At 67.0% G+C, this 14,403-nt stretch carries 11 protein-coding genes; 2 read left to right on the plus strand and 9 right to left on the minus strand.

Annotated features, from left to right (window positions below; genetic code table 11):
• Window position 1 precedes the first annotated feature (1 nt).
• A complete protein-coding gene (locus AC3ZI9_RS04815; RefSeq protein ID WP_489923909.1) occupies window positions 2-1,663 on the minus strand; it encodes an ABC transporter substrate-binding protein in 1,662 nt (553 codons plus the stop codon).
• Between the two features lie 192 nt (window positions 1,664-1,855).
• Between AC3ZI9_RS04815 and AC3ZI9_RS04820 the strand changes: the two genes are divergently transcribed.
• The gene (locus AC3ZI9_RS04820; protein WP_489923910.1) at window positions 1,856-2,866 is read left to right on the plus strand and encodes a bile acid:sodium symporter family protein; all 1,011 of its coding nucleotides are present in this window, start codon (window positions 1,856-1,858) and stop codon (window positions 2,864-2,866) included.
• 85 nt (window positions 2,867-2,951) lie between these two features.
• Here the strand turns inward: AC3ZI9_RS04820 and AC3ZI9_RS04825 are convergent, their stop codons facing one another.
• From AC3ZI9_RS04825 to purU, 8 genes are all read right to left on the minus strand, one after another.
• A complete protein-coding gene (locus tag AC3ZI9_RS04825) occupies window positions 2,952-4,052 on the minus strand; it encodes a substrate-binding domain-containing protein (RefSeq protein WP_444554294.1) in 1,101 nt (366 codons plus the stop codon).
• A gap of 44 nt (window positions 4,053-4,096) precedes the next feature.
• On the minus strand, window positions 4,097-5,365 hold the full coding sequence (gene mmsB / locus AC3ZI9_RS04830) for a multiple monosaccharide ABC transporter permease (protein ID WP_444554293.1): 1,269 nt from the start codon (window positions 5,363-5,365) through the stop codon (window positions 4,097-4,099).
• Window positions 5,366-5,417: 52 nt separating this feature from the next.
• On the minus strand, window positions 5,418-6,977 hold the full coding sequence (mmsA, locus tag AC3ZI9_RS04835; RefSeq protein WP_444554292.1) for a multiple monosaccharide ABC transporter ATP-binding protein: 1,560 nt from the start codon (window positions 6,975-6,977) through the stop codon (window positions 5,418-5,420).
• Between the two features lie 73 nt (window positions 6,978-7,050).
• Window positions 7,051-8,241, minus strand: a complete 1,191-nt coding sequence (locus AC3ZI9_RS04840; protein ID WP_444554291.1) for an ROK family transcriptional regulator — start codon at window positions 8,239-8,241, stop codon at window positions 7,051-7,053.
• A 111-nt stretch (window positions 8,242-8,352) separates the two neighbouring features.
• Window positions 8,353-9,843: a glutamate-cysteine ligase family protein gene (locus AC3ZI9_RS04845; protein ID WP_489923911.1), complete on the minus strand. Its 1,491-nt coding sequence runs from the start codon at window positions 9,841-9,843 to the stop codon at window positions 8,353-8,355.
• Between the two features lie 51 nt (window positions 9,844-9,894).
• Entirely contained in the window at window positions 9,895-10,968 is a 1,074-nt protein-coding gene (locus tag AC3ZI9_RS04850) for a Gfo/Idh/MocA family protein (protein WP_489923912.1), read from the minus strand.
• A gap of 51 nt (window positions 10,969-11,019) precedes the next feature.
• A complete protein-coding gene (locus tag AC3ZI9_RS04855; RefSeq protein WP_444554288.1) occupies window positions 11,020-11,541 on the minus strand; it encodes a gamma carbonic anhydrase family protein in 522 nt (173 codons plus the stop codon).
• A gap of 34 nt (window positions 11,542-11,575) precedes the next feature.
• The gene (gene purU / locus AC3ZI9_RS04860) at window positions 11,576-12,424 is read right to left on the minus strand and encodes a formyltetrahydrofolate deformylase (RefSeq protein WP_444554287.1); all 849 of its coding nucleotides are present in this window, start codon (window positions 12,422-12,424) and stop codon (window positions 11,576-11,578) included.
• A 92-nt stretch (window positions 12,425-12,516) separates the two neighbouring features.
• Between purU and AC3ZI9_RS04865 the strand changes: the two genes are divergently transcribed.
• Window positions 12,517-14,400 (plus strand): heavy metal translocating P-type ATPase, encoded by a 1,884-nt coding sequence (locus AC3ZI9_RS04865; RefSeq protein WP_489923913.1) that lies wholly within the window; start codon window positions 12,517-12,519, stop codon window positions 14,398-14,400.
• Window positions 14,401-14,403: the final 3 nt, after the last annotated feature.

The following is a 14,403-nucleotide window of genomic DNA, read 5'->3' on the forward strand; positions in this document are numbered from 1 at the left end:
CCTACTTCGCCAACCAGGCGTCGTGGAACGTCGGGGAGGCCACCGCGGTCATCGCCCCGACGTCGTGCAGATCCGTGCTGTACAGGAAGTGGTTCTGCTGGTCGTACAACGGCAGGAGGTAATGGCCTTCCAGGACGATCTTCTGGGCTTCGGTGTACTTGGCCTCGCGCTCATCGGCGTCGTTGGTGGCGCTGGCCTCCTCCAACAGGGCGTCGAGCTTCTTGTCCTTGACCTGGGCGTGGTTGGCGAAGTAGCCCGAAGGGGCCGGGACCGTGTTGGAGGAATGGAACAGGATGGACAGCACGTCGGGGCCGACCTTCGTGTACGGGGCGCTGACCAGGTCGTAGTGGTTCTCGCCCAGGACGTCGTACCAGCTGGAGAGGTCCAGCAGGTCGAGCTTGACCTCGAAGCCGACCTCCTTGGCGGTGGCCTGGAACTGCTGGAAGAGCGACTGTTCGGCCGGGACCGACTGGTTGGTGCTCACCGGGAAGGTCAGGGACAGGCGTTTGCCGTCCTGGGTGCGGTACCCCTGGGAATCGCGGTCGGTCCAGCCGGCCTCGTCCAGCAGCCGATTGGCCTGTTCGGGGTCCCGCTCGAAGGCGGATTCATCGGAGTAGCCCATCGGTTCGACGCTGGACAGTGCCGAATAGGAGCGCTCTGCCGTATCGAAGAACAGCGAGGAGAGGCCGTCCTGGACGTCCACGGCGCGGATGAAGGCCTCACGGACCTTCGCATCGTCGAACGGGGCCTTGGAGGAATTCAGTTCGATCCGGTTCGAGGCCCCCGGACGCGGGGCATCGAGGTGGTCGATGTCCTCGGCGTCCTCGGCGGCCTTGATGGTGTCCGGCTGGGCGTTGTCGATCATGTCCACCGTGCCCGATTGCAGGGCGGCATAACGGGTGGCGGCCTCGGGGATGAACTTCCAGGTGATGGCCTCCAGATGGGCGGGCCCCGCATGGTCGGCGCCGTCGACGGGGACCGTGTAGTCCTCGTTGCGGGTCAGTTCCACCGAATCCTGTTTGGTCCACTTGGAGACGGTGAAGGGGCCGGTGCCCACCGGGGCGGCGCAGTTGTCGGCCTGGCTGCGTTTCAAGGCCTGCGCCGATTCGATCGCGACCCACGGCATCGAGAACGATTCCAGCAGGGCCGAATCCGGGGCCGAGAGGTTCAACGTCAACGTCGAATCGTCCACGACGTCCATGCTCTTGATCTTCGCCACCGCCAGATAGCCGGTGGAGGAGGCGGTGTCGGGGTCCTGCAGGTGTTCGATGTTCGCCTTGACCGTGGCCGCGTCCAACGCGGTCCCGTCGGTGAATTCGATGCCCTCGCGCAGGGTGAGCGTCCAGGTCAGCCCGTCCTCGGAGGCTTCCGCCCCGGAGGCCAGCCACGGGACGATCTTCCCCTCTTCGTCCTTGGTGTACAGGGTCTCGAGGTATTGGCCGGCCAACAGGGCCTGCGGGTAGTTCCCGCCCACATGCGGGTCCAGGCAGGTCGGTTCGGCGTCGCCCGAAGCGTAGACCAGGGTCCCACCCTCGACCGGGGTGTCATCGGAGGCCGAACCTCCGGGGCCACCCGAACCGGCGCAAGCGGTCAGGACGAGAAGGGAAGCGAGCAGGGACGCGGCGAGCGAGGCCGGCCGTGCGGGACGGGGGACTACGGGCATGGGTGTGACTTCCTCGACAGATGCTGGGGCACCGGCGCCCGGTGATGGCGGGCGCGCGGCGGACCACGCTGATGCGCGGGATGCCCCACCAGCCTAAAGCAGGGGAGCCCGGACCTGCGGTGGCGTGGGACACAGTGGGCGCCCCAAGTCACAATTATCGGCCCCGGGCCCGGGTTTGAAACCATGGTTTCCATGCCAAGCACTCCTGAAGGACCCGGCGGGCCAGAGGCGCCGTCGACGGTGACGACCGAACCCCGGGGCGGGACGAACCCCGGCGAGGAACGCAGCGCCCGGGTGGCCGTGACGCTGTTCCCGCTCCTGATTCTCGCGGGCGGGGCGGTGGCCTTGTTCTTCCCGGCCCCCTTCACCTCGCTGGCGCCGCTGATCAACCCGGGGCTGATGCTCATCATGTTCGGCATGGGCCTGACCCTGACCCTGCCCGACTTCTCCCTGGTGGTGTGCCAACCCTTGCCGGTGCTGCTGGGAGTCATCGCCCAATATGTGATCATGCCGCTGCTCGGGCTGGGGGTCGCCAGCCTGCTGGGGCTGCCGCCGGCCCTGGCGGCAGGGGTCATCCTGGTGGGTTGCGCCCCGGGAGGGACGTCGTCGAACGTGGTCACCTATCTCGCCAAGGGCGATGTCGCCCTGTCGGTGACGATGACCAGCGTGTCGACGTTGCTCGCCCCGATCTTCACCCCGCTGCTGACCCTCTGGCTGGCCGGACAGTACCTGCCCGTCGCGGCCGGGTCGATGGCCGTGTCGATCGTGCAGATCGTCTTGATCCCGGTGGTGCTGGGCCTGATCGTGCGCACCGTCGCCCCGGCGCTGGTGGCCGCCATCCTGCCGGCACTGCCCTGGGTCTCGGTCCTGGCCATCACCTTCGTGGTCATCGCCGTCGTCGCAGGCAGCGCCGAGGCCATCTTCAGCGCCGGGCTGCTCATCCTGGCAGCGGTCATCCTGCACAACGGGCTGGGCTACCTGGTCGGCTACGGGGCCGCCCGGATCTTCGGATTGCCGATCCCCTCCCGCAGGACCATGGCCATCGAGGTCGGAATGCAGAACTCGGGGCTGGCCGCCGGGCTGGCCAAGACCTATTTCGCGCCCGAGGCCGCCCTGCCCGGCGCCGTGTTCTCCGTCTGGCACAACGTCTCGGGAGCGATCCTGGCGGCGATCTGGCGGCGCAGCAGCGCGCGGCCGCAGTAGGACTGCACCGGCCCCCTGGGACTACGAAGGGAGGACGACGACGGGTTCCGTCGTCGTCCTCCCTTGCCGCCGGAGGCGGGGGTCGCTACTTCGTCAGCGGGCCCAGCACCGGATCGTTGACATAGGCTTCCTTGACGTTCTCCTGGGTGACGATCTGCGGCTTGAGCAGGTAGGCCGGAACGACCTTGGTCCCGTTGTCGTAGGAGTCGGGGTCGTTGACTTCGACGTCCTTGCCCTCCTGCAGGTCCTGGACCATGGTGACCGAATGCTCCACCAGGGCACGGGTGTCCTTGTTGATGGTGGAGTACTGCACGCCCTTCATGATGGACTTCACCGACTCGACCTCGGAGTCCTGCCCGGTGACGACCGGGACGTCCTTGCCTGCTGCCTTGACCGAGGTCAGGGCGGCGCGGGCCAGGGTGTCATTGGGGGAGAGGACCCCGTCGAGGGACTTGGAACCGGTGTAGGTGCCGGTGAGCAGGGTGTCCATGCGCTTCTGCGCGTTTTCCGCCTTCCACCCCTGGGTCACCGCCTGCTCGAACTTCTGCTGCCCCGAGGCCACCTTGACGGTCTTGTCCTTGATGGCCGGCTTCAGCACGTCCATGGCGCCGTCGAAGAAGACCTGGGCGTTGGCATCGTCGGGGGAGCCGGCGAGCAGCTCGATGTTGTACGGGGCCTTGCCCTTCTTCTCCTTCAACCCGTCCAGCAGGGCCTGGCCCTGGAGCTGGCCGACCTTGAAGTTGTCGTAGGCGACGTAGTAGTCGACGTCCTGGGTGTTCAGCAGCAGCCGGTCGTAGGCGATGATGGTGGCCCCGGCCTCCTTGGCGGCCTTGAGCTGGTTGCCCAACTGGGCTCCGTCGATGGCCCCGACGATGATGACCTTCGCGCCCTTGGAGATCATGGCGTTGATCTGGTTCTGCTGTTCGGCGACGCCGCTGTTGGCGAACTGCACGTCGGGTTTGAAACCCTTGTCCTTGAGGTCCTTATTGAATAGGTTCTCCGCCAGGACCCAGTTCTCACTGGTCTTCTGCGGCAGGGCGACACCGATGGTGGCGCCCTCGTCGAATCCTGAAGCACCGTCCGCGTCGGCGGCGGCCCCGGCATCCTGCCGGCCGCAACCGGTCAGTGCCAGCGCGGCGATCGCCGTGACCGCGGCGAACTTGGTTGCTTTGCCCATGATCTTCATTGGTTTCTCTTTCTGGTGGTGCGGGTGGAGCCGGATGGAAGGTGTCAGACAGAGGTCGGGATCTTATCCGGGGTGGAGGGGATCCCTTCGTCCGCGGGACGGTTGCGGGAGGACAGCCCCCGGGTCAACAGACCCGTGATGGAGGGTTTGCCCTGGGATTTGTTGTAGACATCGAAGGCGACGGCTGCCAGCAGCACCAGGCCCTTGATGATCTGGGTGGCATCGGCCCCGACGCCGAGCAGCTGCAGGCCGTTGTTCAGCACGGCCATCACCAGGCCGCCGATGATCGAACCGACCACGGTGCCGACGCCGCCGGTGACGGCGGCGCCGCCGATGAAGACCGCGGCGATCGCGTCGAGCTCCCACATGTTGCCATCGGAGGGCCCCGAGGCGGTGGAACGGGCCACGAAGATCATGCCGGCCAACCCGGCGAGGACTGCCATGTTCATCATGACCAGGAAGTTGACCTTCTTGGAGCGGACGCCGGAGAGCTCGGCGGCGTGGCGGTTGCCACCGACGGCGTAGATATGGCGGCCGAAGACCGTGCGCGAGGAAATGAAGCCGTAGATGATCACCAGGCCGATGAGGATGATTCCCGGAATCGGCAGCGAGGTCCCCGGTCGGCCGGTGGCAAAGAGATAGGTGGCGTAGAGGATGGCGGCGCTGATCAGGGTCAGTTTGGTGAGCTGGACCCACAGCGGCGGGACCAGGGCGCCCAGCCGCAGGGCCTTGGCACGGCCGCGCAGCGACATGATGACCACCAGGGCGACGGTGGCCAGGCCGAGCAGGAGGGTGAGGTTGTTGTAGCCGGTATTGGGTCCGACCTCCCTGAGGTAGCCGGCACCGATGTACTGGAAGTCCTCCGGGACCGGGATCGTGTTGGATTTGCCCACGAACTGGTTCAGTCCGCGGAAGAGCATCATGCCCGCCAGGGTCACGATGAACGCGGGGATCCCGACATAGGCGACCCAGAAGCCCTGCCAGGCTCCGATCACCACGCCCAGGGCCAGACCCAGGAGGATGCCGGCCCAGGCGGGCAGCCCCCAGTCGCGGATGGCCAGGGCCACGGTGACGCCGACGAAGGCGGCGATCGAGCCCACCGAGAGGTCGATGTGCCCGGCGATGATGACCAGCACCATGCCGATGGCCAGGATGAGGATGTAGGCATTGCCATTGAGTAGGTTCATCAGGTTGCCCGAGGTCAGGGTGACCCCGTCGGTCATGATCTGGAAGAAGACCACCAGGGCCACCAGGGCAAAGATCATGCCGAATTGACGGGTGTTTCCGCCAAAGAGCTGCTTGATCGCGTTCATTATCGGTTCCTAGGTTCGCGGGTGCGGGTGGGGGAGGTGCCGGCCGGAAGGCTCAGGCAGGTTGGCGCGCCGAGGTCATCAGGCGCATGAGGTGCTCGGGGGTGGCGTCCTCGCGGTCCATGACCCCGGTGATGGCTCCCTCGAAGATCGTGTAGATCCTGTCGGAGAGACCGAGTAGTTCGGGCAGTTCGGAGGAGATGACGATGACCCCCTTGCCTGCCCTGGCCAGTTGCTGGATGATCCCGTAGATCTCGAACTTGGCTCCCACGTCGATGCCGCGGGTGGGTTCGTCGAGGATGAGCAGGTCGGGTTCGGTGAACATCCATTTGGCCAGGACGACCTTTTGCTGGTTGCCGCCGGAGAGCTTGGCAACCCCTTCCTGCACCGAGGGGGTCTTGATGCGCAGCGCCTTGCGGTAGTACTCGGCCACCTCGAATTCCCGGTCCCGGTCCACCACCTGGTGCTTGCTGATCTTGCCCAGGTTCGCCGAGACGGTGGTCTCCTGGATGTCGTCGAGCAGGTTCAAGCCGAGGGTCTTGCGGTCCTCGGTCACGTAGCCGAGGCCTGCACGGATGGCCTGGGCGACGGTGCGCAATTCAAGGTGGCGGCCGTTCATCGTGATGGTCCCGGATTGGTACCGACCGTAGGAGCGGCCGAAGACCGAGCGGGCCAATTCGGTGCGTCCGGCTCCCATGAGCCCGGCGAAACCGACGATCTCCCCCCGCCTGACGAAGAAGGACGAGTCCTTGCAGACCATCCGGTCCTGGACCTGGGGGTGGCCGACGTTCCAGTGGGAGACCTCGAAGAACGTCTCGCCGAGCTCTGCCGCGTGCTCGGGGAAGCGCGACTCCAGGGTCCGGCCGACCATGCCCTTGATGATCCGGTCCTCGTTGACGCCGTCGGCCTGGACATCGAGGCTTTCGATGGTGCGTCCGTCGCGGATGATCGTGATGGAGTCGGCGACCTGTTCGATTTCGTTGAGCTTATGGGAAATGATGATCGAGGTGATGCCCCTGCCCTTGAGCCCGCGGATCAGATCCAGCAGATGCTGGGAGTCGGATTCGTTCAACGCGGCCGTCGGTTCATCAAGGATGAGCAGTTTCACCGATTTGTTCAGTGCCTTGGCGATCTCTACCAGTTGCTGCTTGCCGACCCCGATCTCCTTGATCGGGGTGTCGGGGTCGTCGTTCAAGCCGACCCGGGCCAACAGGTCCAGCGACAAGCGGCGGGCGGTGGACCAGTCGATCATCCCGAAGCGGGTGGGCTCGTTGCCCAGGAAGATGTTCTCCATGATGCTCAGCTCGGGGATCAGGGCGAGTTCCTGGTGGATGATCACGATGCCGGCCTCTTCGCTGGCATTGATGGTGCGGAAGGTCTGGACTTTTCCTTGGTAGTGGATGTCCCCGGTGTAGGTCCCGTGCGGGTAGACCCCGGAGAGCACCTTCATGAGGGTCGATTTCCCGGCACCGTTCTCGCCGCAGATCGCGTGGATTTCTCCGACGCGGACGTTGAGGTTGACCGTGTCCAGGGCCTTGACGCCCGGGAACTCCTTGGTGATGGAGCGCATTTCCAACAGGTTCGGGGCGTGCTGTCCGGCAGATGGTGTGTGCATGGTGCCCTAGGGCCTTCCAGTGGGTGGTCGAGGGGATTCTTCGGTGCTGGTCGGTCACGGACCGCCGCGGGGGTCAGGGGGCACGGATCCCGACATGCTGGAAGGCCAGTGCCGCGGCTCCCAGGGATTCGGCCCGTTCACCCAGTGAGGACATGACGACGTTCGTGCTTTCGCCGACGATGGGGACGGCATGGCGGTGCAGGCCGCGTCGGATCGGGTCCAGCAACAGTTCGCCCAGACCGGCCAGGGGGCCTCCGACGACGATGGCTTCGGGGTTGAGCAGGTTGGCGATGTTGCCCAGCTCCTGCCCGACGGCCATGCCGGCGTCGTCCAGCACGCGCAGGACCGCCGAGCCGCCGGCGCGTCCCTGCGTGACGATGTCCTCGGCCGTGTGGGGTGGATGCTCGCCCCCGGCCAGCAGGGTCGACATGATGGTGGTGGAGGCGACGGTTTCCAGGCAACCGCGGTTGCCGCAGCGGCAGATCGAGCCATGTTGTTGCACGGTCGCATGGCCGATTTCCCCGGTGATTCCAATGTTGCCGTAGTAGGGGGAACCGTTGATGATCAACCCGGCGCCGATGCCCGAACCGATCTTGATGAAGACCAGGTTATCCACCCCGTTATGCGGACCCCACGTCACCTCGGCCAGGGCTCCGAGGTTGGCGTCGTTGTCGACGATGACCGGGATGTCGAGGACTTCTTCGATGCGTTCCTGCAGGTTCAGCCCCACCCATTCGGGCAGGATGGCCCCCTGGGCGACCGTCCCGCTGCGGCGGTCGATGGGTCCGGGGATGCCCACGCCGGCACCGATGAGGGCACTGCGCTGGAGATCGTGTTCGGCCAGGAGGTCGTCCACGAGCCGTGCGGCGGCGGCGATGCCTTCTTCGCCCTGGTGCCCGAGCGGCAGGATCACGGTCTTCTCCGCGATGATCTGGTAGGTCAGCGAGGAGAAGACCACCCGCAGGTGGCGCCGGCCGAAGTCGATGCCGACACCGATGGCCCCGTCGTTGATGAGACGCACGTTCAGGGCCCGGCGTCCCGAACTGGTGGTGGGTTCGGTATCGACCAGGCCGGAGGCCTGCATGAATTTCACGATGTTGGAGACGGTGGCCGTGGACAGCCCCGTCTGGCGGGAGAGCTCGGCCTGGGTTGCGGGGCCGGCGAGCAGGCTATCGATGAGGCGTTGCTGGTTCAGGTGGCGCAATGCGGATTGCGATCCGGGACTCCTGGGGCCGCCATGTGATCCAGCTCTCGTTTCTTGCATGCTGAAAAGTCTGCAACAAGGATTTGTTGCCGTCAATAAGTAAACGCAAGAATTAAAAAACTAGTGGCTTGTGTATGGAGGGTTACGTCAATGGGGGAGGGGTGCAGTTCCTTAAGGCAGCGGCCACTCGTGGACCGGGCCCGAATGGTGCATGTGGTCCCAGTACAGCCGGGTCATTTCCTGCAGGGCATGGCGGCGGTCCAGCCCGCGGGCCTCGAGCCGGTCGAGGGCCTGGATCTGCCAGAGGGCCCCGTTCTGTTCGGTGCGGGCCCGTTCGCGCAGCACGTCGAGATACCGCGCGGCCACGGCATCCTCGACGCCCAGATCCGCCAACCCCTCGGCAGCCAGCGGGATCAGGTGGCGCACGATGAGCTCGGACACCGGGATCTCCCCGACCCCGGGCCAGTAGACCATGGCATGGAGCCCGTCGCGGGCGCAGGCCAGGAAGTTCTCCGTGGCCGTGCCGAAGGCCATCCGTGACCACAACGGACGTTGGGACCTGCGCAGCCGGCGGACCAGCCCGAAGAAGAACGCCGCATTGGCCACCGTGTCCAGCACGGAGGGACCGGCGGGCAGCAGCCGGTTTTCCAACCGCAGGTTCGGCCTCTGAACCCCCGGGTCGTAGATGGGCCGGTTCCAGCGGTAGACGGTCCCGTTATGCAGGCGCAGTTCGTGCAGATACGGGGCCCCCGCCTTCGTCTTCTGCGGACGCCGTCCAGCCAGTTCGGGGAGCAGCGCCGGGAAATAGCGCACATTCTCTTCGAAGAGGTCGAAGATCGAGGTGATCCACCGATCGCCGAACCAGACGCGGGGCCGTACCCCCTGGGCCCGCATTTCCGGGGCCCGGGTGTCGATCGACTGCTTGAATAATTCGATCCGGGTCTCGTGCCACAACACCCGTTCCAGGAACACCGGGGAGTTGGCGGCCAAGGCGATCTGGGGTCCGGCCATGATCTGGGCCGCGTTCCAAGCCGGGGCGAATTCGGCCGGGCTCAGTTGGACGTGGAGCTGGACGGAGGTGCAGGCGGCCTCCGGGGCGATCGTGGGGGCATAGAACCTCAGGCGTTCCTGGCCGGAGATATCGATCAACACGTCCTCGCCGCGGGCCTGCAGCACCGAGGTGTTCAGGGCGGCGTAGCGCTTGCCGGTGCTCATCCAGTCGGGGTCCTGCAACTGCTCGGGACGCAGGGTGGGCAGGATGCCGGTCATCAACAAATCGGCACCGACCTGGTCGGCCTGGGCGTCGGCATGGTTGAGCTGCGCCCGCAGCCCCTCCTCCAGATCGCGCAGCCCGCGACCCGAGACGTCCAGGGCCGGATGGTTCAGTTCGATGTTGAAGGCACCGATCTCGGTCTGGAAGGCCTCGTCGGCGATGGATTCCAGGACTTCGGTGTTGCGCATCGCCGGGGTGAAGTCCTCGTTGGCGAGGTTCAGTTCCAGCTCGACGCCGATGGTCCCCGAGGCGGCGAAATGCCCGTTCGAGAGGAAGTCCTCGAAGGTCTCGAGGTTCTCGTTCAGGCGTTCACGGTACCGGGTGCGTTGCGCCCGGGTGAAGGTCTTCTTCCTGACTTCTGCTCCCATGGCCTGAGCGTACTGGGGCATTGGTCATCTGTATACGGATGCGGGCCTGCACGCCGGCGGGGGCCGGAGGCCCTAGCGGCCGCGGTCGTTGAGGTAGCTGACCCCCAACTGGTTGCGGACCCCGTCGAACAGCCGCAGGGTATCCACCGAATCCTCCCAGCTCATCGTCGGGCTCTGGGTCAGTCCCTGTTGGATGCAGCGGGTGGCCTCGCGCAGTTCATAGACGTAGTTCCGGCCCACCGTGTCGAACCTCTCGGTCCTGGCCTGACCGTCGAGGGGGTGGACCTCGAAGGAGGGCGGGTTGTTCAGCGGGCCGGTGATGCGCAGGAAACCGGTGCTGCCGGAGATCACCGCCTCCCGGGGTCCTGCGCCGGTCAACGAACAGAGCAGTTGGGCCTGGGCGCCCGAGCCGTAGGTGAGGGTCAACGACTCCTGGGTGTCGATCCCGTCGTCGTTCAGGGTCCCCACCGCCTGGACCGACTGGGGGAAGCCCAGGGCCCCGAGCGCCCAGGTCAGCGGATAGACCGCCAGATCCAGCAGGGCCCCACCACCGGCTGCGGGGTCGAAGAGCCGCCAGGTCCTGTCGTAGTCCGCCGGGAAGCCGAGATCGGCCCGGACCCAGGCGACTTCCCCGATCGCCCCGGCCTCCAGGAGGTCCAGGGCACGGTGGACGGCCGGCAGGAACCGGGTCCAGACGGCTTCCATCAGAAACAGGCCGCGGGACCTGGCCAGTTCCACCAGCTCGGCGGCTTCGGCGGCATTGATGGTCAGCGCCTTCTCGCACACGACATGCTTGCCCGCCTGCAGGGCCGCGAGGGCGACGGCGAAGTGCTGGGCATGAGGGGTGGCGATGTAGACCGCGTCGACGGCCGGGTCGGCAAACAGCCGATCGTGGCCCGACACCCCGTCCAGCGGGCCGTAGGCGACGGCGAAACCGTGGTCGGCGGCGAAGGCGGCCGCCCGGCCTGCGTCGCGGGAACTGACGGCGTGCAGCGTCGCATCCTCGAGCAGGCCGAGATCACCGACCACCGTCGCGGCGATGCGCCCCGTGGAGACCACCCCCCACCGGAGGGGCCGTCCCGTGGCGGTCAGGGGTGATCCGGCGTCGGGCGCGGCGCAGGGCGGGGTGGGGAAACGGGGGTTCATGCCCCCAGCTTGGCATGACGCAGGGGGCCCGGCAATCGGGGGCGTTCCGGCTCAGCCTGCGTTGGCGTCGCGGTGCTTGCCCGCCAGGACGAGGTAGTGCTCGGTGTTGGTGCGCAGCGACTCGACCTCCTCGTCGCTGAGTTCGCGGCGGACCTTGGCCGGGACCCCGGCCACCAACGAACGCGGCGGGACGTCGGTGCCCTCCAGCACCAGGGCGCCGGCCGCCACGAGGGACTGCTCACCGATCCGGGCGCCGTTCATGACGGTGGCGCTCATGCCCACCAGGGAGCCGTCGCCGATGGTGCAGCCGTGGATGACCGCGGAGTGGCCGACGGAGACGCCGGTACCCACGGTGGTGGGGAAGCCGGTGTCGGCGTGGACGACCACGTTGTCCTGCAGATTGGTGTCGTCGCCGATGCGGATCGGGGCGGAATCCCCGCGCACGGACACCCCGTAGAAGGCACTGGCGCGCTCGCCGAGCTCCACATCGCCACTGAGCGTGGCCGTGGGGGCCGTGAAGGCCGAGGAGGCGATCTTCGGGGTATGGGAATCGATGGTGATGATGTGTGTCATGGGGCGAGTCTACAAACCCCGGGGCCCCGGAAGGCTAGTTGAAGACCACGGTCCGGCGCCCGTCGAGCAGGATCCGCCGTTGGGCGGCCCACTGCACGGCCTGGGCCAGCGTGCTTCCCTCGACGCTGCGGCCCATGGCCACGAACTGGCTGGGGGTCTGGGAATGGTTGACCCGGATGACCTGCTGTTCGATGATCGGGCCCTCGTCGAGATCCGCGGTCACGAAGTGCGCCGTCGCCCCGATCATCTTCACGCCCCGGGCGTGGGCCTGGTGGTAGGGCCTGGCCCCCTTGAAGGAAGGCAGGAACGAATGGTGGATGTTGATCGCCCGCCCGGACAACCCCCGGCACAGTTCGTCCGAGAGGATCTGCATGTACCGGGCCAACACCACCAATTCGATGTCATGGTGCTCCACCAGCTCCAACAGCCGGGCCTCGGCGTCGGCCTTGGTGGCGGGGGTGACCGGGAGATGCAGGAAATCCACCCCGTAGAACTCCGCCATCGGGGCCAGGTCCCGGTGGTTGGAGACGATGAGCGGGACCTCGATCGGCAGGGACCCGGCGCGCTGCTGGTACAGCAGGTCGTTCAAGGCGTGTCCGGCGGTGGAACACATGATCAGGGTGCGCAGCGGCCGGGCCTCGGCGTGGACGGCGAGCTCCATGGCGAAGCGGGCGGCCACGGCATCCAAGCGGGACTGGACCTGCTCCTGACCGGCCTCGGTGGAAACGGCGACGCGCATGAAGAAGGACCCCGATTCGGGGCTTTCGAACTGCTGGGATTCGGTGATGTTGCATCCGGCCTCCAACAGGGCGCCGGACACCGCATGCACGATGCCCGGCTGGTCGGCGCAGGAGAGGGTCACGATGAATTGCTGGCTGGTCACCCCCGGAGTTTATCGGGGCCCGCAGGCGTCAGCGAAAACGAGGGTCCACCCGGGTCATGGAACTCCCGGGGACAACAGGCTATGACTAGGGCATGGTGATTCTTCGTTTCCTGAGGCGGTACCCGCTTTTTGCGGCCACCGTGGGGTTCGGACTGCTGACCGTCGGGCTGAACATCGGCGGCCTGCACGGGCCGGCCCGGCTGGTCGCCTCCGGCTTCGCCCTGGTCGTGGCCGCGACGGTCTGTGTGGACATGGTCAAGGACCTGCTGCGTGGACACTGGGGGATCGACGTGTTGGCCCTGACGGCGATCGTGGCCACCGTGGTCGTGGGTGAATACCATGCGGCCTTGGTCATCTGCCTGATGCTGACCGGGGGAGAAGGGCTCGAGGACGCGGCCCAGTACCGTTCACGGCGGGAACTGACCGGACTGTTGGACCGGGTCCCGCGGACCGCCCAACTGGTTGCCTCCGACGGCACCGTCTCCGAGACCCCGCTCGAGGACGTGGCCGCCGGTGACATCGTGTTGTTACGCCCCTCCACCGTGGTTCCGGTGGACGGGACGCTGCTGGAAGGCAGCGCAGATTTCGACGAATCCGCGGTGACCGGTGAATCCTTGCCGGTGACCCGGGCGGCGGGGGAACCCGTGCCCTCCGGCGCCGTGAACGGCACGGTGGCGGTATCGCTGCGCGCCACCGCCACGGCGGCCGACTCGCAATACGCCCGGATCGTGGCCCTGGTCCAGCAGGCCGCCGAATCGCGGGCACCGCTGGTGCGCCTGGCCGACCGGTACGCAGTCCCCTTCACACTCTTCGCCTATCTGGTGGGCGGGCTCGCCTGGTGGCTTTCTGGGGATCCGGTGCGGTTCGCCGAGGTCCTGGTCGTCGCCACCCCGTGTCCGTTGCTGATCGCCGCCCCGGTGGCCTTGATGGGAGGGATGAGCCAGGCGGCCCGTGAGGGGGCGATCGTGAAGGACGGCGGAACCCTGGAACGGCTGGGCCGGGTGAAGACGGCGGCCTTCGACAAGACCGGGACCCTGACCACGGGGACCCCGCGGCTGAAGCGCATCGCGGTCACCCCGGGTCTGACCGGCGGGCTCGATGCGGATCGGGTTCTGGAACTGGCGGCCTCGCTGGAGGCCTACTCCACCCACGCCTTCGCCCCCGCCGTCACGGCGGCCGCCCGCACCCGCGGGATGGCCCTGCACCCGGTGGAGGATGCCACCGAGATGGCGACCGAAGGGATCAGCGGCACCGTTGAAGGCCACCGGGTGATGGTGGGCAAACCACGGTGGATCGCCGACCACAGCTCCGGATTCGCCCCCGGATCCCTCCAAGCCGGCGAAGCCGGTGTCTACCTGGGAATCGACGGCGTCCACGTCGGGATGCTGGTGATGAGCGACCCGCTGCGCCAGGAGGCGGCGGGCATGATGGCGCGCCTGGACCGGGCGGGGGTCAAGGACCGGGTGATGCTCACCGGTGACATCGCCGCGACGGCGCAGGACGTGGCCCGCCAGGTGGGGCTGACCGACGTCCGGGCCGAGCTGCACCCGGGGCAGAAGGTCGACCTGCTGGCGGCCTTGCCGCACCGCCCGGTGATGATGGTCGGGGACGGGATCAATGACGCCCCTGTGCTGGCGGCCGCCGACGTCGGGGTCGCGATGGGCGTCCATGGGGCCACTGCGGCCTCCGAAAGCGCCGACGTCGTGATCATGATCGACGACGTCTCGGTGGCGGCCACGGCGGTGGAGATCGGCCAACGCACCGTCAGGGTGGCCCGCCAATCCATCTGGATCGGGATCCTGCTCTCCGTGGGCCTCATGGTCTACGCCTCCACGGGGGGCCTTCCGGCACTGTTCGGCGCCCTGGCCCAGGAGGTCGTGGACGTGGTGGCCATCGCCAACGCCCTGCGGTCCCTGAGCGGTCCGGCCACGTCATCGCAGGTCCGCAGGACTGCGACGGCAGGCTCCATCCAGTAACAT

Source organism: Arthrobacter sp. AOP36-F1-5, from assembly GCF_058137995.1.